The organism is Thermus antranikianii DSM 12462, from assembly GCF_000423905.1.
Lineage (GTDB): Bacteria > Deinococcota > Deinococci > Deinococcales > Thermaceae > Thermus > Thermus antranikianii.
The window spans coordinates 205266-224649 of record NZ_AUIW01000003.1 but is presented as its reverse complement, the minus strand read 5'-3'; the positions used below and the strand labels follow the sequence as shown (position 1 = coordinate 224649).

Genomic DNA, 19384 nt, shown 5'->3' with positions numbered 1-19384 from the left:
ATGGCCAAGGGCGAGTTTATCCGTACGAAGCCTCACGTGAACGTGGGGACGATTGGGCACGTGGACCACGGGAAGACGACGTTGACTGCGGCGTTGACGTTTGTTACGGCGGCGGAGAACCCGAATGTGGAGGTGAAGGACTACGGGGATATAGACAAGGCGCCGGAGGAGCGTGCGCGGGGGATTACGATCAACACGGCGCATGTGGAGTACGAGACGGCGAAGCGGCACTATTCGCACGTGGATTGTCCTGGGCACGCGGACTACATCAAGAACATGATTACGGGTGCGGCGCAGATGGACGGGGCGATTTTGGTGGTGTCGGCGGCGGACGGGCCGATGCCGCAGACGCGGGAGCACATTTTGCTGGCGCGCCAGGTGGGGGTGCCGTACATTGTGGTGTTTATGAACAAGGTGGACATGGTGGACGATCCGGAGCTTTTGGATTTGGTGGAGATGGAGGTGCGGGATCTTTTGAACCAGTACGAATTTCCTGGGGACGAGGTTCCGGTGATTCGGGGGAGCGCGTTGTTGGCGTTGGAGCAGATGCACCGGAATCCGAAGACGCGGCGTGGGGAGAACGAGTGGGTGGATAGGATTTGGGAGCTGTTGGATGCGATTGACGAGTACATACCCACGCCGGTGCGGGATGTGGACAAGCCTTTTTTGATGCCTGTGGAGGACGTGTTCAGCATTACTGGGCGTGGTACGGTGGCGACGGGGCGGATTGAGCGTGGGAAGGTGAAGGTTGGGGACGAGGTGGAGATTGTGGGTTTGGCTGCTGAGACGCGGCGGACGGTGGTGACGGGTGTGGAGATGCACCGTAAGACGCTGCAGGAGGGGATAGCTGGGGACAACGTAGGTTTGTTGCTGCGGGGTGTAAGCCGGGAGGAGGTGGAGCGGGGGCAGGTGCTGGCGAAGCCTGGGAGCATTACGCCGCACACGAAGTTTGAGGCGTCGGTGTATGTGTTGAGGAAGGAGGAGGGGGGTAGGCACACGGGGTTTTTTTCTGGGTACCGTCCGCAGTTTTACTTTCGGACGACGGATGTGACGGGGGTGGTGCAGCTGCCGGCTGGGGTGGAGATGGTGATGCCTGGGGACAATGTGACGTTTACGGTGGAGCTGATCAAGCCGGTGGCGTTGGAGGAGGGGTTGCGGTTCGCCATTCGGGAGGGTGGGCGGACCGTGGGCGCCGGCGTGGTCACCAAGATCCTAGAGTGAGGTGGTGAAGCATGCCCAAGATCCGCATCAAGCTACGGGGCTTTGACCATAAGACCCTGGACGCCTCGGCCCAGAAGATCGTGGAGGCCGCCCGGCGTTCTGGGGCCCAGGTCTCAGGTCCCGTGCCTTTGCCCACCCGGGTGCGGCGCTTCACCGTGATCCGGGGTCCTTTCAAGCACAAGGACTCCCGAGAGCACTTTGAGCTTCGCACCCACCACCGCCTGGTGGACATCCTGAACCCCAACCGCAAGACCATCGAGAGCCTCATGTCCCTGGACCTGCCCACCGGGGTGGAGATCGAGATCAAGACCGTGGGGGGTGGCAAATGAAGGGCATCCTGGGCATGAAGGTGGGCATGACCCGGATTTACCGGGAGGACCGGGCCATTCCCGTCACCGTGATCCTGGCTGGGCCCTGCCCTGTGGTCCAGCGTCGGACCCCGGAGAAAGACGGGTACACGGCGGTCCAGCTGGGCTTTCTGCCCCAGAATCCCAAGCGGGTCAACCGACCCATGAAGGGGCATTTTGCCCGGGCCGGGGTGGGTCCGGTGCGCATCTTGAAGGAGATCCGCGACTTCAACCCTGAGGGCGACGTAGTAACCGTGGAGATCTTTAAGGCCGGCGAGCGGGTGGACGTGACCGGCACCTCCAAGGGGCGGGGTACGGCGGGGGTGATGAAGCGCTGGAACTTTGCCGGCGGCCCCGATTCCCACGGTGCCCACAAGATCCACCGCCACCCCGGGTCCATCGGGAACCGCAAGACCCCGGGCCGGGTCTATAAGGGCAAGAAGATGGCTGGTCGCTACGGGGCCGAGCGGGTCACGGTGATGAACCTCGAGGTGGTGGACGTCATTCCCGAGGAAAACCTCCTCCTGGTTAAGGGCGCGGTGCCCGGGCCCAACGGGGGTCTTTTGGTGGTGCGGGAGACCAAGAAGGTGGCCAAGTGAAGGAGGGCATGGTGTACCAGATTCCTGTTCTCTCCTCTTCTGGCAAGCGGGAGCTTGCCGCCGACCTCCCTCAGGAGGTTAACCCCCATCTCCTTTGGGAGGTGGTGCGCTGGCAGCTGGCTAAACGGCGGCGCGGCACAGCCAGCACCAAGACCCGGGGCGAGGTGGCCTATTCTGGCCGCAAAATCTACCCCCAGAAGCACACGGGACGGGCCCGCCATGGCGATATCGGGGCTCCCATTTTCGTGGGAGGGGGGGTAGTCTTTGGCCCCAAGCCCCGGGATTACAGCTACACCCTGCCCAAAAAGGTGCGGCAGGCGGGGTTGGCCATGGCCGTGGCCGATCGGGCCAGGGAGGGCAAGCTCCTTCTGGTGGAGGACTTCGCTGGGGTTAACGGCAAGACCAAGGAGTTTCTGGCCTGGGCTAGGGCTGCGGGGCTGGACGGCTCGGAAAGCGTCCTCCTGGTCACGGCCAGCGAGCTGGTGCGCCGGGCTGCCCGGAACCTGCCTTGGGTGGTGACCCTGGCACCGGAGGGGTTAAACGTCTACGACATCCTGCGCACCGAGCGCCTGGTTATGGATATGGCGGCTTGGGAGGCTTTCCAGGCTCGCGTGGGGGGTGAGGCATGAAGACTGCTTTTGATGTGATCCTAGCCCCGGTGCTTTCCGAGAAGGCCTATGCGGGTTTTGCCCAAGGCAAGTACACCTTCTGGGTCCACCCCAAGGCTACTAAGACGGAGATTAAAAACGCCGTGGAGGAGGCCTTTAAGGTCAAGGTGGTGAAGGTGAACACCGTGACGGTACGGGGCAAGAAGAAGCGTCTGGGCCGCTATCTGGGTAAGCGCCCCGACCGCAAGAAGGCCATCGTGCAGGTGGCCGCCGGGCAGAAGATCGAGGCCTTGGAGGGCCTCATCTAAACCTAAGCCGGGAGGGGGGCCCGGCCCCGATCCGGCAAGGGAGGCGAGGATGGCAGTCAAGAAGTTCAAACCCTACACTCCAAGCCGCCGTTTCATGACGGTGGCGGACTTCTCCGAGATCACCAAGACCGAGCCGGAGAAGTCTTTGGTCAAGCCCCTGAAGAAGACCGGGGGGCGCAACAACCAAGGCCGCATCACGGTTCGCTTCCGGGGGGGCGGCCACAAGCGGCTTTACCGCATCATTGACTTCAAGCGGTGGGACAAGGTGGGCATTCCCGCCAAGGTGGCGGCTATCGAATACGATCCCAACCGCTCCGCCCGCATCGCCCTTCTGCACTACGCCGACGGGGAGAAGCGTTACATCATTGCCCCTGAGGGCCTGCAGGTGGGCCAGCAGGTGGTGGCGGGACCCGATGCTCCCATCCAGGTGGGCAACGCCCTTCCCCTCCGCTTCATCCCCGTGGGTACCGTGGTTCATGCGGTGGAGCTGGAGCCCAAGAAGGGGGCCAAGCTGGCCCGCTCTGCTGGCACCGGGGCTCAGATTCAGGGCCGGGAAGGGGATTACGTGATCCTGCGCCTGCCCTCAGGGGAGCTTAGGAAGGTGCATGGGGAGTGCTACGCCACCATCGGGACTGTGGGCAACGCCGACCACAAGAACATTGTCTTGGGCAAGGCGGGGCGCACCCGCTGGCTGGGCCGCAAGCCCCATGTGCGCGGTGCCGCCATGAACCCGGTGGACCACCCCCACGGCGGTGGTGAGGGCCGGGCACCCAGGGGCCGCCCCCCGGCTTCCCCTTGGGGCTGGCAGACCAAGGGTCTTAAGACCCGGAAGCGGCGGAAGCCCTCGAGCCGCTTCATCATCGCCCGCAGGAAGTGAGGTGAGCCATGCCGCGTAGCTTGAAGAAGGGCGTTTTCGTAGATGACCACCTCTTGAGGAAGGTGCTGGAGCTCAACGCCAAGGGGGAAAAGCGGCTCATCAAGACCTGGAGCCGCCGCTCCACCATCGTTCCCGAGATGGTGGGCCATACCATTGCGGTCTACAACGGCAGGCAGCATGTGCCCGTCTACATTACCGAGAACATGGTGGGGCACAAGCTGGGAGAGTTCGCCCCTACCCGCACCTACCGGGGGCACGGGAAAGAGGCTAAGGCCACCAAGAAGAAGTAGCCATGGAAGCGAAAGCCATTGCCCGTTACGTGCGCATCTCCCCCAGGAAGGTCCGGCTGGTGGTGGACCTGATCCGGGGGAAGAGCCTCGAGGAGGCCCGCGCCATCCTGCGCTACACCCCTAAGCGGGGGGCCTACTACGTGGCCAAGGTGTTGGAGTCCGCCGTGGCCAATGCGGTCAACAACCATAACATGCTTGAGGACCGGCTTTTCGTAAAGGCGGCCTACGTGGACGAGGGGCCTGCTTTGAAGAGGGTGCTCCCCCGGGCCCGGGGCCGGGCGGACATCATCAAGAAGAGGACCAGTCACATCACGGTGATCTTGGGGGAGAAGCATGGGAAATAAGATCCACCCTATTGGGTTCAGGCTCGGCATCACCCGGGACTGGGAGTCCCGTTGGTATGCGGGCAAGAAGCAGTACCGCCACCTCCTGGCGGAGGACCTGAAGATTCGCGAGCTCCTTACCAAGGAACTCTACCCCGCGGGCCTGGCCCGCATCGACATCGAACGGGCCGCAGACAACGTGGCCGTGACCGTGCATGTGGCCAAGCCCGGCGTGGTCATCGGCCGAGGTGGGGAGAAGATCAAGGTCCTAAGGGATACCCTTTCCCAGCTCACCGGCAAGAATGTGGCCCTGAACGTCCAGGAGATACAAAACCCCAACCTCTCCGCTCCCTTGGTGGCCCAGCGGGTGGCGGAGCAGATCGAACGCCGATTTGCTGTGCGCCGGGCCATCAAGCAAGCGGTGCAGCGGATCATGGAAGCGGGGGCCAAGGGGGCTAAGGTGATCGTCTCCGGCCGTATCGGCGGCGCCGAGCAGGCCCGCACGGAGTGGGCGGCCGAGGGCCGGGTGCCCCTCCACACCCTTCGTGCTAACATAGACTACGGTTTCGCTTTGGCCCGCACCACCTATGGGGTGCTGGGGGTCAAGGCCTACGTGTTCCTGGGCGAGGTGATCGGCGGCCAGAAGCCCAAGGCCCGCCCCGAGGGGCCGAAGGGAGAGGAAAAGCCCCGCCGCCGCCGCCCAGCGGTCCGCGTGAAGAAGGAGGAGTAGGTCATGTTGATGCCCAGGCGCATGAAGTACCGCAAGCAGCAGCGGGGCCGCCTAAAGGGGGCGACCAAGGGCGGCGATTATGTGGCCTTCGGGGACTTCGGCCTGGTGGCCATGGAGCCCGCCTGGATCACCTCCCAGCAGATTGAGGCGGCCCGTGTGGCTATGGTGCGCCATTTCCGCCGCGGGGGCAAGATCTTCATCCGCATCTTCCCCGATAAGCCCTACACCAAGAAGCCCCTCGAGGTGCGAATGGGTAAGGGTAAGGGCAACGTGGAGGGGTACGTGGCGGTGGTGAAGCCGGGCCGGGTGATGTTCGAGGTGGCAGGTGTCCCGGAGGATCAGGCCCTCGAGGCCTTGCGCATTGCTGGCCACAAGCTTCCCATCAAGACCAAGATCGTGAGGAGGGATGCCTACGATGAAGCCCAGTGAGATCCGTAAGCTCTCTCCCAGTGAGATCGAGAAGCTGGTTCGGGAGAAAAAGCGGGAGCTGATGGAGCTGCGCTTCCAAGCTTCTATCGGCCAGCTTTCCCAGAACCACAGGATTCGGGAGACCAGGCGCCTCATCGCCCGGCTCCTCACGATCCTTAACGAGAAGAGGAGGGCCAATGCCTAAGAAGGTGCTGACCGGGGTGGTGGTGAGCGACAAGATGCAGAAGACTGTCACGGTGTTGGTGGAGCGCCAGTTTCCCCACCCCCTCTACGGCAAGGTGATCAAGCGCTCCAAAAAATACCTGGCCCACGACCCCGAGGAGAAGTACAAGGTGGGGGACGTGGTGGAAATCATCGAGTCCCGCCCCATTTCCAAGCGCAAGCGCTTTAGGGTCTTGCGCTTGGTGGAGGAAGGCAGGCTGGACCTGGTGGAGAAGTATCTGGTGCGTAAGCAGAACTACGCAAGCCTTTCCAAACGGGGAGGTAAGGCATGATCCAGCCCCAGACCTACTTGGAGGTGGCCGATAACACCGGGGCCCGTAAGATCATGTGCATCCGTGTGCTTAAGGGCTCCAACGCCAAGTACGCCACCGTGGGGGACATCATCGTGGCCAGCGTTAAGGAGGCCATTCCCCGGGGGGCGGTGAAGGAAGGCGACGTGGTGAAGGCGGTGGTGGTGCGCACCAAGAAGGAGGTCAAGCGTCCGGATGGTTCCGCCATCCGCTTTGACGACAACGCTGCGGTTATCATCAACAACCAGCTAGAGCCTCGAGGGACCAGGGTCTTTGGTCCCGTGGCGCGGGAACTCCGGGAGAAGGGTTTCATGAAGATCGTCTCCCTGGCGCCGGAGGTGCTCTAATGCGGGCCAAGGTACATGTGAAAAAGGGGGACACGGTTTTGGTGGCCTCCGGCAAGTACAAGGGCCGGGTGGGCAAGGTGAAGGCGGTGCTGCCCAAAAAGGGGGCGGTCATCGTGGAGGGGGTGAACATCGTTAAGAAAGCGGTGCGGGTAAGCCCCCAGTACCCCCAGGGCGGCTTTGTGGAGCAGGAGGCTCCTCTGCATGCCTCTAAGGTGCGCCCCATTTGTCCTGCCTGTGGCAAGCCCACCCGGGTGCGTAAGAAGTTCCTGGAAAATGGCCGCAAGATCCGGGTGTGCGCCAAGTGTGGTGGGGCTTTGGACGTGGAGGGATGAGATGCCGCTAGAGGTTGCGCTGAAGAGAAAGTACTACGAGGAGGTACGGCCCGAGCTCATCCGGCGCTTCGGCTACCGGAACATCTGGGAGGTTCCCCGGCTGGAGAAGGTGGTGATCAACCAGGGGCTGGGGGAGGCCAAGGAGGATGCCCGCATCCTGGAGAAGGCTTCCCAGGAGCTTGCCCTTATCACTGGCCAAAAGCCGGCTATAACCCGGGCCAAGAAGTCCATCTCCAACTTCAAGCTCCGCAAGGGGATGCCCATCGGCCTTAAGGTTACCCTGCGGGGTGACCGGATGTGGATCTTCCTGGAGAAGCTGCTTTCCGTGGCCCTTCCCCGCATCCGCGACTTCCGCGGGGTGAACCCGAATAGCTTTGATGGCCGCGGCAACTACAACCTGGGCTTGAGGGAGCAGCTCATCTTCCCGGAGATCACCTACGATATGGTGGACGCCCTTCGGGGGATGGACATCGCGGTGGTCACCACCGCCCGGACCGACGAGGAGGCCAGGGCCCTTTTGGAGCTTCTGGGCTTCCCCTTCCGTAAGTGAGGCGAGCATGGCGAGAAAGGCGTTGATCGAAAAGGCCAAGCGTACCCCTAAGTTCAAGGTGCGGGCTTACACCCGTTGCATGCGCTGTGGGAGGGCCAGGAGCGTGTACCGCTACTTTGGGCTCTGCCGGATTTGCCTTAGGGAGCTGGCCCACAGGGGGCAGCTTCCTGGGGTAAGGAAGGCCAGCTGGTAGGCCGTGGCTGGTCGAGGGGGTTCCCTCGAGACCGCATGGTCCAGGAGTGAGGTAAAAGGAGAGCGGAAATGTTGACGGACCCCATTGCCGACATGCTGACCCGGATCAGGAATGCCACCCGGGTCTACAAGGAGAGTACCGAGGTACCCGCCTCCCGCTTTAAGGAGGAGATCCTCAAGATCCTGGCGCGGGAGGGCTTCATTAAGGGGTACGAGCGGGTGGAGGTGGATGGCAAGCCCGTTCTGCGCATTTACCTGAAGTACGGGCCAAGGCGTCAGGGTCCTGATCCCCGGCCCGAACAGGTGATCAACCACATCCGTCGCATCAGCCGTCCAGGGCGGCGGGTGTACGTGGGGGTCAAGGAGATTCCCCGGGTGCGCCGTGGCCTGGGGATTGCCATTCTGTCCACGCCCAAGGGCGTCCTTACCGACCGGGAGGCCCGGCGTTTAGGCGTGGGTGGGGAGCTTATCTGCGAGGTGTGGTGATGTCTAGGATTGGCCGGCTTCCCATTCCCTTGCCCAAGGGGGTCACTGTGGAGGTGGCCCCGGGGCTCGTCAAGGTTAAAGGCCCCAAGGGTGAGCTTTCCGTGCCCATCTCCCCGGAGATGCGGGTGGTGGTGGAGGGAGGGGTGGTGCGGGTGGAGCGGCCTTCGGATGAGCGCCGGCACAAGAGCCTGCACGGCCTCACCCGGACCCTCATCGCCAATGCCATCAAGGGGGTTTCCGAGGGGTACGTGAAGGAGCTCCTCATCAAGGGCATCGGCTATCGGGCCCGGCTTGCTGGACGGGCGGTGGAGCTCACCGTGGGCTTTAGCCACCCCGTGGTGGTGGAGCCTCCGGAGGGCATAACCTTTGAGGTGCCCGAGCCTACCAGGATCCGTGTTCTGGGTATAGACAAGCAGAAGGTGGGCCAGGTGGCCGCCAACCTTCGCGCCATCAAGAAGCCCAGCGCCTACCACGAGAAGGGCATTTACTACGCGGGCGAGCCCGTCCGCCTTAAGCCCGGCAAGGCCGGGGCCAAGAAGTAGGGGGAACCATGGCACGGCTTACCGCATACGAACGTCGCAAGTTCCGGGTGCGCAACCGCATCAAGCGCTCGGGCCGGCTCCGTCTATCCGTTTTCCGGAGCCTTAAACACATCTACGCCCAGATCATCGATGACGAGAAGGGCCATACCCTGGTGGCCGAGTCCAGCCTGGCCCTGAAGCTCAAGGGCAACAAGACCGAGGTAGCCCGGCAGGTGGGGCGGGCCCTGGCGGAGAAGGCCAAGGCATTGGGGATCACCAAGGTGGCTTTTGACCGCGGTCCCTACAAGTACCACGGCCGGGTAAAGGCTCTGGCGGAGGGGGCCAGAGAGGGGGGCCTGGAGTTCTAGGTCGTTTAGCGAGGAGGAAGCATGCCCGAGACCGACTTTGAAGAAAAGATGATCCTGGTGCGGCGTACCGCCAAGACCTACCAGGGTGGCCGCCGCTTCCGCTTCGGAGCCTTGGTGGTGGTGGGTGACCGGCAAGGCCGGGTGGGCCTGGGCCTGGGCAAGGCCAAGGAGGTGCCTTTGGCGGTGCAGAAGGCAGGGTACTACGCCCGTCGCAACATGGTGGAGGTGCCCATCCAAAACGGCACCATTCCCCACGAGATCGAGGTGAAGTACGGGGCCTCCAAGATCCTCCTGAAGCCCGCTGCACCGGGCACGGGGGTGATCGCAGGGGCAGTGCCCCGGGCCATCCTCGAGCTTGCCGGGATCACGGATATCCTCACCAAGGAGCTGGGGAGCCGCAACCCCATCAACATTGCTTACGCCACCATGGAGGCCCTCAGGCAGCTTAAGACCAAGCAGGATGTGGAACGCCTGCGGAAGGGTGGGGAGGAGTGATGGCCAAGCTCAAGGTTAAGCTGGTGAAGAGCCCCATCGGCTATCCCAAGGACCAGAAGGCGGCCTTGAAGGCCCTGGGGCTGACCAAGCTTCACAGGGAAAAAATCTTCGAGGACCATCCCGCCATACTGGGGAACATCAAGAAGGTGGCCCACCTTGTGCGGGTGGAGGTGCTGGAATGAAGCTTACCGATCTAAAACCCAATCCTGGGGCCAACAAGAGGCGGAAGCGGGTGGGGCGGGGCCCTGGCTCCGGTCACGGCAAGACGGCTACCCGGGGCCACAAGGGGCAGAAGTCCCGCTCCGGGGGTGCTAAGGACCCCCGCCGCTTCGAGGGGGGGCGGTCCACCACCCTGATGCGCCTGCCCAAGCGGGGCATGCAGGGCCAGGTGCCCGGGGAGATCAAGAGGCCCAGATACCAGGGGGTGAACCTGAGGGATCTAGCCCGTTTCGAAGGGGAGGTAACCCCGGAGGTGCTGATCCAGGCCGGGATCCTGAAGAAGGGCTATAGGCTTAAGGTGTTAGGGGATGGGGAGGCCAAGCCCCTTAGGGTGGTGGCCCACGCCTTTTCCAAGACCGCCCTGGAGAAGCTGAAGGCTGCGGGCGGCGAGGCTGTCCTTCTCGCTCCCTCGCCCGAAGGGCAGACGCAGGAGGCTTAGGATGCTTAAGGCCTTCCGGAGCGCCCTGGCCATTCCCGAACTGCGCCAGAGGATCCTCTTCACCCTGCTGGTGTTGGCTGCCTACCGCCTGGGGGCCTTTATCCCCACTCCAGGGGTCGACCTGGACAAAATCCAGGAGTTCCTGCGCACCGCCCAAGGTGGGGTTTTCGGCATCATCAATCTTTTTTCGGGCGGTAACTTCGAGCGCTTCTCCATTTTCGCTTTGGGAATCATGCCCTACATCACCGCCGCCATCATCATGCAGCTTTTGGTCAATGTGATTCCCACCCTGGAGAAGCTTTCCAAGGAGGGTGAGGAGGGCCGTCGCATCATCAACCAGTACACCCGGATCGGCGGCATCGCTCTGGGGGCTTTCCAGGGTTTCTTTCTGGCCACCGCCTTCCTGGGGGCGGAGGGGGGGCGTTTCCTTCTGCCTGGCTGGGCACCTGGTCCCTTTTTCTGGCTGGTGGTGGTGGTCACCCAGGTGGCGGGCATCGCCCTCCTTTTGTGGATGGCGGAGCGCATTACCGAGTACGGCATCGGCAACGGCACCAGCATAATCATCTTTGCTGGGATCGTGGTGGAATGGCTTCCCCAACTTGTCCGCACCGTTGGCCTCATCCGCACCGGGGAGGTCAACCTGGTGGCCTTCCTCTTTTTCCTGGCCTTTATCGTCTTGGCCTTCGCCGGGATGGCAGCGGTGCAGCAGGCGGAAAGGCGCATTCCCGTCCAGTACGCCAGGAAGGTGGTGGGCAGGAGGGTCTACGGGGGCCAGGCCACCTATATCCCCATCAAGCTGAATGCTGCTGGCGTTATTCCCATCGTCTTTGCTGCCGCCATTTTGCAGATCCCCATCTTCCTCACAGCTCCCTTCCAGGACAACCAGGTGCTCCAAGCCATCGCTAACTTCTTCAACCCCTCCCGCGTCTCCGGTCTCCTCATCGAGGTGGTGCTCATCGTCCTTTTCACCTACGTCTACACCGCGGTTCAGTTTGACCCCAAGCGGATTGCGGAAAGCCTCCGGGAATACGGGGGGTTCATCCCGGGCATCCGCCCAGGCGAGCCCACGGTGAAGTTCTTGGAGCATATCGTTTCCCGCCTGACCCTCTGGGGGGCTCTCTTCCTGGGCCTGGTGGCGGCGTTGCCCCAGATTATCCAGAACCTCACCGGGGTACATAGCATCGCCTTTTCCGGCATCGGCCTTCTCATCGTGGTGGGCGTGGCCCTGGACACTTTGCGGCAGATTGAGAGCCAGCTGATGCTGAGGAACTACGAGGGGTTCCTTTCCAAGGGTCGCATCCGCGGCCGCACGCGCTAGGAGGGAGGATGGGGGAAGCGGTGATCTTCTTGGGGCCGCCGGGGGCGGGAAAGGGCACCCAGGCGGCCAGGCTGGCGGAGGAGCTCGGCTTTAAGAAGCTCTCCACCGGAGACATCCTGCGGGACCATGTGGCCCGGGGCACGCCCCTGGGGCAGCAGGTGAAGCCCATCATGGACCGGGGGGACCTGGTTCCGGATGAACTCATCCTGGCCCTTATCCGGGAAGAGTTGGCGGAGCGGGTGATCTTCGACGGCTTTCCCCGCACCCTAGCCCAGGCGGAAGCCCTGGACCACCTGCTTCAGGCTACCGGGACCCGGCTCCTTGGGGTGGTGCTGGTGGAGGTGCCGGAGGAGGAGCTCATCGCCCGTATGCTCAGGCGGGCGGAGCTCGAGGGGCGCTCGGACGACAACGAGGAGACCATCCGGCACCGGCTCCGGGTTTACCGGGAGAAAACCGAGCCCTTGGTGCAGTATTATGAAAAAACGGGTGCCTTAAGGCGGGTGGATGGCCTGGGTACCCCCGATGAAGTCTACGCCCGCATTCGGGCAGTCCTGGGAATCTGATGGCCATCAAGCTGAAGAGTCCATGGGAGATTGAGCGCATGCGGGAGGCGGGGGCCCTCCTCACCGAGGTGGTGGAGGAGGTGGGCCGGCATGTGGAGCCCGGCATCACCACCAAGGAGCTGGACCGGATTGCCTACGAGGCCATAAGGAAGCGCAAGGCCAAGCCAGCTTTCCTTGGTTTGTACGGGTTTCCCGCCACCCTGTGCACCTCGGTGAACGAGGTGGTGGTCCACGGCATTCCTTCCGAAAGGCCTTTGAAGGAAGGCGACATCCTTTCGGTGGACGTGGGCCTTATCTACGCGGGGTTTGCTGCGGACATGGCCCGCACCTTTCCTGTGGGCAAGGTTTCCCCGGAGGCGGAAAGGCTCATCCGGGATACCGAGGCTGCCTTCTGGGAGGGAATGAAGTACCTTAGGCCCGGCTACCGCATCGGGGACGTGGCCCATGCGGTGCAGACGTTTCTGGAAAGCCGTGGGTATGGGGTGGTACGGGAATTTGTGGGGCACGGGGTGGGGCGGGAGATTCATGAAGACCCCCAGGTGCCCAACTTCGGCAAGCCGGGAAGCGGGCCGAAAATTAGGCCGGGCATGACCCTGGCCCTCGAGCCCATGGTCACCTTATGGCCAGCTTCTGTGGTAATATTAGAAGATGGCTGGACGGCGAGCGCCGGACCTGGCAACCTCGCCGCCCACTACGAGAACACCGTCTTGGTGACGGAGGAGGGCCCGGAGCTTCTCACCGGGGTTTCCTTGGTGCGGGCGCGGTAGGAGGGGTATGGCGAAGGAGAAGGACACCATTCGGGCGGAAGGCGTGGTCACCGAGGCTTTGCCCAGCACCACGTTTCGGGTGAAGCTGGACTCGGGGCCGGAGATTCTGGCCTATATCTCGGGCAAGATGCGCATGCACTACATCCGCATCCTGCCCGGGGACCGGGTGGTGGTGGAGATTACTCCCTACGACCCCACGCGGGGCCGCATCGTGTACAGGAAGTAGGAGGCAAAATGAAGGTACGGGCATCGGTTAAAAGGATGTGCGAGAAGTGCAAGGTGGTACGCCGGCACGGTCGGGTGTACGTGATCTGCGAGAACCCCAAGCACAAGCAGCGGCAAGGGTAAGGAGGGAACGTGGCAAGGATTGCAGGCGTGGAGATTCCTAGGAACAAGCGGGTGGACGTGGCCCTCACCTACATCTACGGGGTGGGGCGGGCTCGGGCCAAGGAGGCTCTGGAAAAGACGGGTATCAACCCAGCGACCCGGGTGAAGGACCTCACCGAGGCGGAGGTGGTGCGCCTCAGGGAGTACGTGGAGAACACCTGGAAGCTGGAAGGTGAGCTCAGGGCCGAGGTGGCCGCCAACATCAAGCGCCTTATGGATATTGGCTGCTACCGGGGCCTCCGCCACCGCCGGGGTTTGCCGGTGAGGGGGCAGCGTACCCGCACCAATGCCCGTACCCGCAAGGGTCCTCGTAAGACTGTAGCAGGTAGCAGGAGGAAAGTCGTCAGAAAGTAGTTGTAGGGCCAGTGGATACTCCTGGCTGGGGGAGAGTATGGCCAGAAAAGCGAGCAAGAAAAAAATCAAGCGACAGGTGGCCAGTGGGAGGGCGTACATCCATGCCTCCTACAACAACACCATCGTCACCATTACCGACCCGGACGGCAACCCCATCACCTGGTCCTCGGGGGGGGTCATCGGCTACAAGGGGAGCCGTAAGGGCACCCCGTATGCGGCCCAGCTTGCGGCCATGGACGCCGCTAAGAAGGCCATGGCCTACGGTATGCAGAGCGTGGACGTGATCGTACGCGGCACCGGGGCGGGCCGGGAGCAGGCCATCAGGGCCCTCCAGGCCTCGGGCTTGCAGGTGAAGTCCATCGTGGACGACACCCCTGTGCCCCACAACGGTTGCCGGCCTAAGAAGAAGTTCCGCAAGGCTTCATAAGGAGTAGGAGAAGATGGGTCGTTACATTGGTCCTGTTTGCCGTCTTTGCCGCCGGGAAGGAGTCAAGCTCTACCTGAAGGGGGAGCGTTGCTACGGCCCCAAGTGCGCCATGGAGCGCCGCCCCTATCCTCCGGGGCAGCACGGGCAGAAGCGCACCCGCCGTCCCTCCGACTATGCGGTGCGCCTGAGGGAGAAGCAGAAGCTCCGCCGCATCTACGGGATCTCCGAAACCCAGTTCCGCAACCTCTTTGAGGAGGCCAGCCGCAAGAAGGGGGTTACGGGTACCGTCTTCCTAAAGCTTTTGGAGTCCCGCCTGGACAACGTGGTCTACCGGCTGGGCTTTGCCGTTAGCCGCCGCCAGGCGCGGCAGATGGTGCGCCATGGCCACATCACCGTGAACGGTCGCCGGGTGGACCTTCCCGCCTACCGGGTGAAGCCTGGGGATGAGATCGCCATCGCCGAGCGCAGCCGCAACCTGGCCTTTATCCGGGAGAACCTCGAGGCCATGAAGGGCCGCAAGGTGGGCCCCTGGCTCTCCTTGGATGTGGAGGGGATGAAGGGTAAGTTCCTGCGCCTTCCCGAACGGGAAGAGCTGGCCCTTCCTGTCAACGAGCAGCTGGTGGTGGAGTTCTACTCCAGGTAACCCTGAGGGCCCGGCCTGACCGGGCCCACGTGTCCTGGCAAGGAGGTCTATGTTAGAGAGCAAGCTGAAAACCCCGGTCTTCACGGTACGCACCCAGGGGCGGGAGTACGGGGAGTTTGTCCTGGAGCCCTTGGAGCGGGGGTTTGGCGTTACCCTGGGCAACCCCTTGAGGCGGATTCTCCTTTCCTCCATCCCCGGGACCGCGGTCACCAGCGTGTACATTGAGGATGTCCTCCACGAGTTCTCCACCATTCCCGGGGTCAAGGAGGACGTGGTGGAGATCATCCTGAACCTCAAGGAGCTGGTGGTGCGTTTCCTGGATCCCAAGATGCAGACCACCACCCTGGTCCTGAAGGCGGAAGGCCCCAAGGTGGTCAAAGCGGGGGATTTCATCGTGCCTCCCGATGTGGAGATCCTGAACCCGGACCTCACCATCGCCACCTTGGACAAGGGAGGGAAGCTCTACATGGAGGTGCGGGTGGACCGGGGCGTGGGGTACGTGCCCGCCGAGCGCCACGGCATCAAGGACCGCATCAACTCCATCCCCGTGGACGCCATCTTCTCCCCCGTGCGCCGGGTGGCCTTCCAGGTGGAGGATACCCGGCTTGGGCAGCGCACCGACCTGGACAAGCTGACCCTGCGGATCTGGACGGATGGCTCCGTCACCCCCTTGGAGGCCTTGAACCAGGCAGTGGAGATCCTCAAGGAGCACCTTTCCTATTTCGCCAACCCGCAGGCCACCGCCCTGCCTGCCCCGGAACCGGCTTCCGTGGAGCGTGCGGAAGGGGAGGAGGACCTGGACCTGCCCCTGGAGGAGCTTGGCCTTTCCACCCGCGTTCTCCACAGCCTCAAGGAGGAGGGGATCGAGTCGGTGCGGGCGCTTTTGGCCTTGAACCTCAAGGACCTTAAGAACATCCCCGGCATCGGGGAAAGGAGCCTCGAGGAGATCCGCGAGGCTTTGGCCAAAAAGGGATTCGCCCTAAAGGAGTGAGACCATGCGCCACCTGAAGTCTGGAAGAAAGCTGAACCGTCACTCTTCCCACCGCCTGGCCCTTTACCGCAACCAGGCCAAAAGCCTTCTCATCCACGGCCGCATCACCACCACCGTGCCCAAGGCCAAGGAGCTCACCGGCTTCGTGGACCACCTCATCCACCTGGCCAAGCGGGGGGACCTGCACGCCCGCCGCCTGGTGCTGAGGGACCTGCAGGACGTGAAGCTGGTGCGGAAGCTCTTCGACGAGATCGCCCCCAAGTACCAGAACCGGGCCGGAGGGTACACCCGGGTGCTCAAGCTGGCGGAACGCCGGCGGGGGGATGGGGCGCCCTTGGCCCTGGTGGAGCTGGTGGAGTAGGGGCGCCGAAAAAAGGGAAGGATGCCCCTAAGCGTCGGGCCCCGGGATGGGGTGCCGGCGCTTACGTGTTCTCTCCTCCCCGCCCCTGAAGGAGCCTGAGGAGCTGGTCTTCCAGCTCGCCGATGTAGGCGGCCAAAGTGTTCCCGTGCTTTTCCAGGGTTTCCGCCAGGCGGGCCTCGAGGGCCCGGATCTCCTCCTTCTCCGCCTCCGCCAGGCGCTTGAACTCCGCCTCCAAGTAGCTTCTGAGCTGGGTGTATCGGCTCTGCTCCGCCTCCTCGGCCAGCTTCTTGTAATGGAGAAGCTCCCGGGCGTAGCGCCGCACCTCCAAAAGGGCGGCGGTTTCCAGGCCGATGGTGAAGATGAGGTAGAGGAGGGAAACCACCCCCAGGGCCACCACCAGAACCAGGCCCAAGGGGGCCTCCACCCGGGTGAGGCCCAGGGACAGGGAGGTGGGCTTGGTGATCTCCCCCCAGTTGAGCCAGGAGAAGAGGACCAAAAGAAGGAGGACAAGGAGGGCAAAAAGGGTACGCGCGCTCATAGGTCAGCCTCCATAGGGCACTGGGGGGATTATACACTCTTCCCCATGGGCTACCTGTACCTGCTCCTGGCTGCCTTCCTTTGGGGTCTCATCGGCCCCGTAAGCCGCCTGGCCTTTCAGGAGGGGCTTACTCCCCTGGCCGTGGCCTTCTTCCGGGCAGGCATCGCCTGGGTCTTCTTCGGCCTACACGCCCTGCTCCTGCGCCAGGTCAGGGTGGAAAGGCGGGATGCCTTACCTCTCCTTCTTTTCGGCCTGGTGGGGGTTTCCCTCTTCTACGGTTCCTATCAGCTGGCGGTGGTCTACGGGGGGGCGGCCTTGGCCTCCGTCCTCCTGTACACGGCCCCAGCCTGGGTGGCCCTCCTTTCCCTGGTGGTCCTGAAGGAGTCCCTGGACCGCACCGGCCTTTTGGCAGTGGCCCTGACCCTGCTGGGGGTGGGGCTTATGGGCGTGGGAGGGGGAAGCGGGGTAAGGATCCTCTCCCTCGCCCTTTTCTTCGGGCTTCTTTCCAGCTTCACCTATGCGCTTTACTACATCTTTGGCAAGCTCTACCTTCCCCGCTACGCCACCCCCACCCTCTTCCTCTACGCCCTGCCCGTGGGGGCCTTGGGGCTTCTGCCCTGGGTGGAGTTTGCCCCTTTGGGCCCAAGGGCCGTGGAAGCCTTGCTCTTTTTGGGGGTATTTTCCACATACGGGGCCTATCTGGCCTACTACGCAGGGTTGAAGCGCCTTCCCGCCACCCGGGCCAGCGTGGTGGCTACCCTCGAGCCCGTGGTGGCCAACCTGTTCGCCTTCCTCCTCTTTAGGGAGGTGCTTTCCCTCTGGGCCTACATGGGGGCAGGCTTGGTGCTTTTGGCGGTGGTCCTCACGGTGCGGCGCTAGGGGTTAGGACAACCAGGCCTGAAGGTAGGGCTGCCAATCCTCGGGAACCTCCTTTAGATCGGAAAGAAAAAGGGGCGCCTTGGGCGCCCGAGGAGGCCTTAGTAGGCGCATCCCCGCCTCCTCGGGGGTGCGATCCCCCTTCTTCAGGTTGCAGGGGCGGCAGGCGGCCACCAGGTTTTCCCAGGTGCTCCTGCCTCCCCGGCTTCTGGGAAGCACGTGGTCCACGGTGAGTTCCCCCCCTTGGCGGCCGCAGTACTGGCAGGTGTAGCGGTCGCGCCTCAGGATGTTGCGGCGGTTTAGGGGGATGCGGCTTGGCCCCCGCCGCACCAGGCGCTTCAAGCGGATGACGCTAGGGACCGGGATCCGGGTGGAGGGAGTGTGCAGGTAGCGCCCGCTTTCCGAGAGCATCTCCGCTCCCCCGGAAAGCACCAGGAGGACGCTTCGCTTGATGCTGGCAAGCCCCAAGACCTCGTAGGCGGCGTTCAGGACCAAGACCCGGGGGGCATCCAGGTCTAGGGCCTTGCCCAACGCAGGACCCACGCCCTTAGAATAACAAAGACCTTCCCCTGGAGCTGTGCTATGCTTAAGGCAACGACGGGTTTGGAGGCCCTTATGACGAGACCTTTTCCCAAAGCCCTTGCCCTTCTCCTGGGGCTGGGTCTGGCTTTGGCGCAGAACTCCTTGGAACGGGCGGAATCGCTGTTCAAGGCCGGGGAGTATGCCCAAGCCGTCCTGGCCTATGAGGAGGTTTTGGCCCAGGACTATGGCCGCTTCGAGGCCCATCTGGGCCTTGGGGTGAGCCTCTTCCGGTTGGGCCGCCTCGAGGAGGCCCGCTTCGCTTTTGACCAGATGGTCCGGGTTTTTCCCGACCGTTACGAGGGCCATTACAACCTGGGCCAGGTGTACCTGCGCCTGGGAAAGCCCAAGGAGGCGGCGGAGGCCTTTGCCAAGGCAGCGGGACTTTCCCCCACGGAGGAGGCCTACCTGGGGTGGGCCAGCGCCCTCGCCGAGGCGGGCCAGGCCAAGGAGGCGGCGGCGGTTTTGCGCAAAGGGCTTACCCCGGAGCGGAGCCCCGCTTACCACCTGGCCCTGGCCCAGGCCCTTTACGCCGCAGGGGCGCGGGCTGAAGCGGTGCCGGTGCTCTATGGCCTTCTCAACCGGGAGCCCGGGTCGGCCGAGGGCTGGGACCTGCTGGCCCGCATCCTGGCGGAGGAGGGCTTGAAGGAAAGGGCCCTAAGGGAGCTGGACCGGGGTCTTAAGGCGGTGGAGGGGAAGGCCAGGGCGAGACTCCTTTTGCGCAAGGCCCTTCTCTCCTCCCGCCCGGAGCCCCTGCTTAAGGAGGCCTACGCCCAGGATCCTTCCCTATGGGAGGCCGCCTACCTCCTGGGGCAGGCCCGCCTCGAGGCGGGGGATGCTAAGGGAGCCTTGGGGTACCTGCTTTCCGCCTACCGGACCAGCCCCGAGCCCCAGGTGGCCTTGGCCCTGGCGGCGGCCTACCTGCGGCTTAAGGACTATAAGAACGCCTACCGGTATGCGGAGGAGGCAGGACCTCCGGGGAGCTTCCTCAAGGCCCAGGCTGCCTACGCCTTGGGCCGGAAGGAGGAAGCTTTGAAGCTCCTCGAGGGGCTTACGGCCCCAGAGGCCCAGGCCCTTAGGGGCACGTTGTTGCTGGAGATGGGCCGCTTCGAGGAGGCCTTGGCCCTCCTGCGCCCCCTCTACGAGTCCGGACGCGATCCAGGGGTGGGGGTGAACCTGGCGGCAGCCTTGATAGCCCTGGGGCGCTTCGGGGAGGCGGAGCTGGTCCTCAGGGAGGTGTTGGGAAGAGCCCCCAGGCAGGCGGCGGCCTGGTACAACCTGGGTCTAGCCTTAAGGGGCCTGGGCCGGGAGGCGGAGGCGGAGCGGGCCTTGAACCAGGCGGCGGCCCTGGGCTCGAAGGAGGCGCAGGCCCTGCTTCGGAGGTAGG

36 protein-coding genes are annotated in these 19384 nt (G+C 63.6%); 34 read left to right on the top strand and 2 right to left on the bottom strand.

Annotation, left to right across the window (positions count from 1 at the left end; translation table 11 throughout):
* The 32 genes from tuf to rplQ all read left to right on the top strand — a co-directional run bounded on the left by tuf (window position 1) and on the right by rplQ (window position 16004).
* Window positions 1-1221 carry an elongation factor Tu gene (gene tuf / locus G584_RS0104645; protein WP_028493568.1) on the top strand — a complete coding sequence of 407 codons (1221 nt, stop codon included), beginning with the start codon at window positions 1-3 and terminating at the stop codon, window positions 1219-1221.
* Window positions 1222-1232: 11 nt separating this feature from the next.
* Window positions 1233-1550: a 30S ribosomal protein S10 gene (gene rpsJ / locus G584_RS0104640; protein ID WP_015718109.1), complete on the top strand. Its 318-nt coding sequence runs from the start codon at window positions 1233-1235 to the stop codon at window positions 1548-1550.
* Window positions 1547-2167, top strand: coding sequence for a 50S ribosomal protein L3 (rplC, locus tag G584_RS0104635; RefSeq protein WP_028493567.1), 621 nt, complete (start codon window positions 1547-1549; stop codon window positions 2165-2167). The genes rpsJ and rplC overlap by 4 nt, the downstream gene beginning before the upstream one ends.
* Window positions 2168-2175: 8 nt before the next feature.
* On the top strand, window positions 2176-2796 hold the full coding sequence (rplD, locus tag G584_RS0104630) for a 50S ribosomal protein L4 (RefSeq protein WP_038050707.1): 621 nt from the start codon (window positions 2176-2178) through the stop codon (window positions 2794-2796).
* Window positions 2793-3083, top strand: a complete 291-nt coding sequence (locus G584_RS0104625; protein ID WP_028493565.1) for a 50S ribosomal protein L23 — start codon at window positions 2793-2795, stop codon at window positions 3081-3083. Before rplD ends, G584_RS0104625 begins: the two co-directional genes overlap by 4 nt.
* A gap of 49 nt (window positions 3084-3132) precedes the next feature.
* A complete protein-coding gene (rplB, locus tag G584_RS0104620) occupies window positions 3133-3960 on the top strand; it encodes a 50S ribosomal protein L2 (RefSeq protein WP_028493564.1) in 828 nt (275 codons plus the stop codon).
* 8 nt (window positions 3961-3968) lie between these two features.
* Window positions 3969-4250 (top strand): 30S ribosomal protein S19, encoded by a 282-nt coding sequence (gene rpsS, locus G584_RS0104615; protein WP_028493563.1) that lies wholly within the window; start codon window positions 3969-3971, stop codon window positions 4248-4250.
* A gap of 2 nt (window positions 4251-4252) precedes the next feature.
* A complete protein-coding gene (gene rplV / locus G584_RS0104610) occupies window positions 4253-4594 on the top strand; it encodes a 50S ribosomal protein L22 (protein ID WP_028493562.1) in 342 nt (113 codons plus the stop codon).
* On the top strand, window positions 4584-5303 hold the full coding sequence (gene rpsC, locus G584_RS0104605) for a 30S ribosomal protein S3 (protein ID WP_028493561.1): 720 nt from the start codon (window positions 4584-4586) through the stop codon (window positions 5301-5303). Before rplV ends, rpsC begins: the two co-directional genes overlap by 11 nt.
* A gap of 3 nt (window positions 5304-5306) precedes the next feature.
* Window positions 5307-5732 (top strand): 50S ribosomal protein L16, encoded by a 426-nt coding sequence (rplP, locus tag G584_RS0104600; RefSeq protein ID WP_028493560.1) that lies wholly within the window; start codon window positions 5307-5309, stop codon window positions 5730-5732.
* Window positions 5719-5916, top strand: coding sequence for a 50S ribosomal protein L29 (gene rpmC / locus G584_RS0104595; RefSeq protein WP_028493559.1), 198 nt, complete (start codon window positions 5719-5721; stop codon window positions 5914-5916). The genes rplP and rpmC overlap by 14 nt, the downstream gene beginning before the upstream one ends.
* The gene (gene rpsQ / locus G584_RS0104590; RefSeq protein ID WP_028493558.1) at window positions 5909-6226 is read left to right on the top strand and encodes a 30S ribosomal protein S17; all 318 of its coding nucleotides are present in this window, start codon (window positions 5909-5911) and stop codon (window positions 6224-6226) included. Before rpmC ends, rpsQ begins: the two co-directional genes overlap by 8 nt.
* Complete coding sequence (rplN, locus tag G584_RS0104585) at window positions 6223-6591, top strand: 50S ribosomal protein L14 (RefSeq protein WP_015718099.1); 369 nt, start codon at window positions 6223-6225, stop codon at window positions 6589-6591. Before rpsQ ends, rplN begins: the two co-directional genes overlap by 4 nt.
* Window positions 6591-6923 (top strand): 50S ribosomal protein L24, encoded by a 333-nt coding sequence (gene rplX / locus G584_RS0104580; RefSeq protein WP_028493557.1) that lies wholly within the window; start codon window positions 6591-6593, stop codon window positions 6921-6923. The genes rplN and rplX overlap by 1 nt, the downstream gene beginning before the upstream one ends.
* 1 nt (window position 6924) lies before the next feature.
* Window positions 6925-7473, top strand: coding sequence for a 50S ribosomal protein L5 (gene rplE, locus G584_RS0104575; RefSeq protein ID WP_028493556.1), 549 nt, complete (start codon window positions 6925-6927; stop codon window positions 7471-7473).
* A 7-nt stretch (window positions 7474-7480) separates the two neighbouring features.
* Window positions 7481-7666 (top strand): type Z 30S ribosomal protein S14, encoded by a 186-nt coding sequence (locus tag G584_RS0104570; RefSeq protein WP_028493555.1) that lies wholly within the window; start codon window positions 7481-7483, stop codon window positions 7664-7666.
* 68 nt (window positions 7667-7734) lie between these two features.
* On the top strand, window positions 7735-8151 hold the full coding sequence (gene rpsH / locus G584_RS0104565) for a 30S ribosomal protein S8 (protein WP_028493554.1): 417 nt from the start codon (window positions 7735-7737) through the stop codon (window positions 8149-8151).
* Window positions 8151-8693, top strand: a complete 543-nt coding sequence (gene rplF, locus G584_RS0104560) for a 50S ribosomal protein L6 (RefSeq protein WP_028493553.1) — start codon at window positions 8151-8153, stop codon at window positions 8691-8693. The genes rpsH and rplF overlap by 1 nt, the downstream gene beginning before the upstream one ends.
* A gap of 8 nt (window positions 8694-8701) precedes the next feature.
* Window positions 8702-9040, top strand: coding sequence for a 50S ribosomal protein L18 (rplR, locus tag G584_RS0104555; protein ID WP_028493552.1), 339 nt, complete (start codon window positions 8702-8704; stop codon window positions 9038-9040).
* 21 nt (window positions 9041-9061) lie between these two features.
* Window positions 9062-9535 (top strand): 30S ribosomal protein S5, encoded by a 474-nt coding sequence (gene rpsE / locus G584_RS0104550; RefSeq protein WP_028493551.1) that lies wholly within the window; start codon window positions 9062-9064, stop codon window positions 9533-9535.
* Complete coding sequence (gene rpmD / locus G584_RS0104545) at window positions 9535-9717, top strand: 50S ribosomal protein L30 (RefSeq protein WP_028493550.1); 183 nt, start codon at window positions 9535-9537, stop codon at window positions 9715-9717. The genes rpsE and rpmD overlap by 1 nt, the downstream gene beginning before the upstream one ends.
* Complete coding sequence (gene rplO / locus G584_RS0104540; RefSeq protein ID WP_028493549.1) at window positions 9714-10193, top strand: 50S ribosomal protein L15; 480 nt, start codon at window positions 9714-9716, stop codon at window positions 10191-10193. Before rpmD ends, rplO begins: the two co-directional genes overlap by 4 nt.
* Before the next feature lies 1 nt (window position 10194).
* Window positions 10195-11511, top strand: coding sequence for a preprotein translocase subunit SecY (gene secY / locus G584_RS0104535; RefSeq protein ID WP_028493548.1), 1317 nt, complete (start codon window positions 10195-10197; stop codon window positions 11509-11511).
* An 8-nt stretch (window positions 11512-11519) separates the two neighbouring features.
* A complete protein-coding gene (locus tag G584_RS0104530; RefSeq protein WP_028493547.1) occupies window positions 11520-12074 on the top strand; it encodes an adenylate kinase in 555 nt (184 codons plus the stop codon).
* Window positions 12074-12841 (top strand): type I methionyl aminopeptidase, encoded by a 768-nt coding sequence (gene map, locus G584_RS0104525; protein WP_028493546.1) that lies wholly within the window; start codon window positions 12074-12076, stop codon window positions 12839-12841. The genes G584_RS0104530 and map overlap by 1 nt, the downstream gene beginning before the upstream one ends.
* A 7-nt stretch (window positions 12842-12848) precedes the next feature.
* On the top strand, window positions 12849-13067 hold the full coding sequence (gene infA / locus G584_RS0104520) for a translation initiation factor IF-1 (protein ID WP_028493545.1): 219 nt from the start codon (window positions 12849-12851) through the stop codon (window positions 13065-13067).
* 8 nt (window positions 13068-13075) lie between these two features.
* Complete coding sequence (gene rpmJ / locus G584_RS12455) at window positions 13076-13189, top strand: 50S ribosomal protein L36 (RefSeq protein ID WP_003043944.1); 114 nt, start codon at window positions 13076-13078, stop codon at window positions 13187-13189.
* Window positions 13190-13198: 9 nt separating this feature from the next.
* A complete protein-coding gene (gene rpsM / locus G584_RS0104515; protein ID WP_028493544.1) occupies window positions 13199-13582 on the top strand; it encodes a 30S ribosomal protein S13 in 384 nt (127 codons plus the stop codon).
* A 37-nt stretch (window positions 13583-13619) separates the two neighbouring features.
* The gene (rpsK, locus tag G584_RS0104510; protein ID WP_028493543.1) at window positions 13620-14009 is read left to right on the top strand and encodes a 30S ribosomal protein S11; all 390 of its coding nucleotides are present in this window, start codon (window positions 13620-13622) and stop codon (window positions 14007-14009) included.
* A gap of 13 nt (window positions 14010-14022) precedes the next feature.
* A complete protein-coding gene (gene rpsD / locus G584_RS0104505; RefSeq protein WP_028493542.1) occupies window positions 14023-14652 on the top strand; it encodes a 30S ribosomal protein S4 in 630 nt (209 codons plus the stop codon).
* Window positions 14653-14701: 49 nt separating this feature from the next.
* A complete protein-coding gene (locus G584_RS0104500; protein ID WP_028493541.1) occupies window positions 14702-15643 on the top strand; it encodes a DNA-directed RNA polymerase subunit alpha in 942 nt (313 codons plus the stop codon).
* Between the two features lie 4 nt (window positions 15644-15647).
* Complete coding sequence (rplQ, locus tag G584_RS0104495) at window positions 15648-16004, top strand: 50S ribosomal protein L17 (protein ID WP_015718083.1); 357 nt, start codon at window positions 15648-15650, stop codon at window positions 16002-16004.
* Between the two features lie 61 nt (window positions 16005-16065).
* Here the strand turns inward: rplQ and G584_RS0104490 are convergent, their stop codons facing one another.
* Window positions 16066-16542, bottom strand: a complete 477-nt coding sequence (locus tag G584_RS0104490) for a hypothetical protein (protein WP_028493540.1) — start codon at window positions 16540-16542, stop codon at window positions 16066-16068.
* A 45-nt stretch (window positions 16543-16587) separates the two neighbouring features.
* Here G584_RS0104490 and G584_RS0104485 point away from each other — a divergent pair, with 45 nt between their 5' ends.
* Window positions 16588-17421, top strand: a complete 834-nt coding sequence (locus tag G584_RS0104485; protein WP_028493539.1) for a DMT family transporter — start codon at window positions 16588-16590, stop codon at window positions 17419-17421.
* A gap of 3 nt (window positions 17422-17424) precedes the next feature.
* On the opposite strand, the gene G584_RS0104480 is transcribed toward G584_RS0104485, so the two are convergent.
* Window positions 17425-17961 carry an HNH endonuclease gene (locus tag G584_RS0104480; protein ID WP_028493538.1) on the bottom strand — a complete coding sequence of 179 codons (537 nt, stop codon included), beginning with the start codon at window positions 17959-17961 and terminating at the stop codon, window positions 17425-17427.
* Window positions 17962-18033: 72 nt separating this feature from the next.
* Here G584_RS0104480 and G584_RS0104475 point away from each other — a divergent pair, with 72 nt between their 5' ends.
* Window positions 18034-19383, top strand: a complete 1350-nt coding sequence (locus G584_RS0104475; RefSeq protein ID WP_028493537.1) for a tetratricopeptide repeat protein — start codon at window positions 18034-18036, stop codon at window positions 19381-19383.
* The last annotated feature ends 1 nt before the right edge of the window (window position 19384 follow it).

Bases quoted from the DNA above. Each gene is read 5' to 3' on its own strand.
- tuf (WP_028493568.1), top strand. From the start codon at position 1: ATGGCCAAGGGCGAGTTTATCCGTACGAAGCCTCACGTGAACGTGGGG.
- rpsJ (WP_015718109.1), top strand. From the start codon at position 1,233: ATGCCCAAGATCCGCATCAAGCTACGGGGCTTTGACCATAAGACCCTG.
- rplC (WP_028493567.1), top strand. From the start codon at position 1,547: ATGAAGGGCATCCTGGGCATGAAGGTGGGCATGACCCGGATTTACCGG.
- rplD (WP_038050707.1), top strand. From the start codon at position 2,176: ATGGTGTACCAGATTCCTGTTCTCTCCTCTTCTGGCAAGCGGGAGCTT.
- G584_RS0104625 (WP_028493565.1), top strand. From the start codon at position 2,793: ATGAAGACTGCTTTTGATGTGATCCTAGCCCCGGTGCTTTCCGAGAAG.
- rplB (WP_028493564.1), top strand. From the start codon at position 3,133: ATGGCAGTCAAGAAGTTCAAACCCTACACTCCAAGCCGCCGTTTCATG.
- rpsS (WP_028493563.1), top strand. From the start codon at position 3,969: ATGCCGCGTAGCTTGAAGAAGGGCGTTTTCGTAGATGACCACCTCTTG.
- rplV (WP_028493562.1), top strand. From the start codon at position 4,253: ATGGAAGCGAAAGCCATTGCCCGTTACGTGCGCATCTCCCCCAGGAAG.
- rpsC (WP_028493561.1), top strand. From the start codon at position 4,584: ATGGGAAATAAGATCCACCCTATTGGGTTCAGGCTCGGCATCACCCGG.
- rplP (WP_028493560.1), top strand. From the start codon at position 5,307: ATGTTGATGCCCAGGCGCATGAAGTACCGCAAGCAGCAGCGGGGCCGC.
- rpmC (WP_028493559.1), top strand. From the start codon at position 5,719: ATGAAGCCCAGTGAGATCCGTAAGCTCTCTCCCAGTGAGATCGAGAAG.
- rpsQ (WP_028493558.1), top strand. From the start codon at position 5,909: ATGCCTAAGAAGGTGCTGACCGGGGTGGTGGTGAGCGACAAGATGCAG.
- rplN (WP_015718099.1), top strand. From the start codon at position 6,223: ATGATCCAGCCCCAGACCTACTTGGAGGTGGCCGATAACACCGGGGCC.
- rplX (WP_028493557.1), top strand. From the start codon at position 6,591: ATGCGGGCCAAGGTACATGTGAAAAAGGGGGACACGGTTTTGGTGGCC.
- rplE (WP_028493556.1), top strand. From the start codon at position 6,925: ATGCCGCTAGAGGTTGCGCTGAAGAGAAAGTACTACGAGGAGGTACGG.
- G584_RS0104570 (WP_028493555.1), top strand. From the start codon at position 7,481: ATGGCGAGAAAGGCGTTGATCGAAAAGGCCAAGCGTACCCCTAAGTTC.
- rpsH (WP_028493554.1), top strand. From the start codon at position 7,735: ATGTTGACGGACCCCATTGCCGACATGCTGACCCGGATCAGGAATGCC.
- rplF (WP_028493553.1), top strand. From the start codon at position 8,151: ATGTCTAGGATTGGCCGGCTTCCCATTCCCTTGCCCAAGGGGGTCACT.
- rplR (WP_028493552.1), top strand. From the start codon at position 8,702: ATGGCACGGCTTACCGCATACGAACGTCGCAAGTTCCGGGTGCGCAAC.
- rpsE (WP_028493551.1), top strand. From the start codon at position 9,062: ATGCCCGAGACCGACTTTGAAGAAAAGATGATCCTGGTGCGGCGTACC.
- rpmD (WP_028493550.1), top strand. From the start codon at position 9,535: ATGGCCAAGCTCAAGGTTAAGCTGGTGAAGAGCCCCATCGGCTATCCC.
- rplO (WP_028493549.1), top strand. From the start codon at position 9,714: ATGAAGCTTACCGATCTAAAACCCAATCCTGGGGCCAACAAGAGGCGG.
- secY (WP_028493548.1), top strand. From the start codon at position 10,195: ATGCTTAAGGCCTTCCGGAGCGCCCTGGCCATTCCCGAACTGCGCCAG.
- G584_RS0104530 (WP_028493547.1), top strand. From the start codon at position 11,520: ATGGGGGAAGCGGTGATCTTCTTGGGGCCGCCGGGGGCGGGAAAGGGC.
- map (WP_028493546.1), top strand. From the start codon at position 12,074: ATGGCCATCAAGCTGAAGAGTCCATGGGAGATTGAGCGCATGCGGGAG.
- infA (WP_028493545.1), top strand. From the start codon at position 12,849: ATGGCGAAGGAGAAGGACACCATTCGGGCGGAAGGCGTGGTCACCGAG.
- rpmJ (WP_003043944.1), top strand. From the start codon at position 13,076: ATGAAGGTACGGGCATCGGTTAAAAGGATGTGCGAGAAGTGCAAGGTG.
- rpsK (WP_028493543.1), top strand. From the start codon at position 13,620: ATGGCCAGAAAAGCGAGCAAGAAAAAAATCAAGCGACAGGTGGCCAGT.
- rpsD (WP_028493542.1), top strand. From the start codon at position 14,023: ATGGGTCGTTACATTGGTCCTGTTTGCCGTCTTTGCCGCCGGGAAGGA.
- G584_RS0104500 (WP_028493541.1), top strand. From the start codon at position 14,702: ATGTTAGAGAGCAAGCTGAAAACCCCGGTCTTCACGGTACGCACCCAG.
- rplQ (WP_015718083.1), top strand. From the start codon at position 15,648: ATGCGCCACCTGAAGTCTGGAAGAAAGCTGAACCGTCACTCTTCCCAC.
- G584_RS0104490 (WP_028493540.1), bottom strand. From the start codon at position 16,542: ATGAGCGCGCGTACCCTTTTTGCCCTCCTTGTCCTCCTTCTTTTGGTC.
- G584_RS0104485 (WP_028493539.1), top strand. From the start codon at position 16,588: ATGGGCTACCTGTACCTGCTCCTGGCTGCCTTCCTTTGGGGTCTCATC.
- G584_RS0104475 (WP_028493537.1), top strand. From the start codon at position 18,034: ATGACGAGACCTTTTCCCAAAGCCCTTGCCCTTCTCCTGGGGCTGGGT.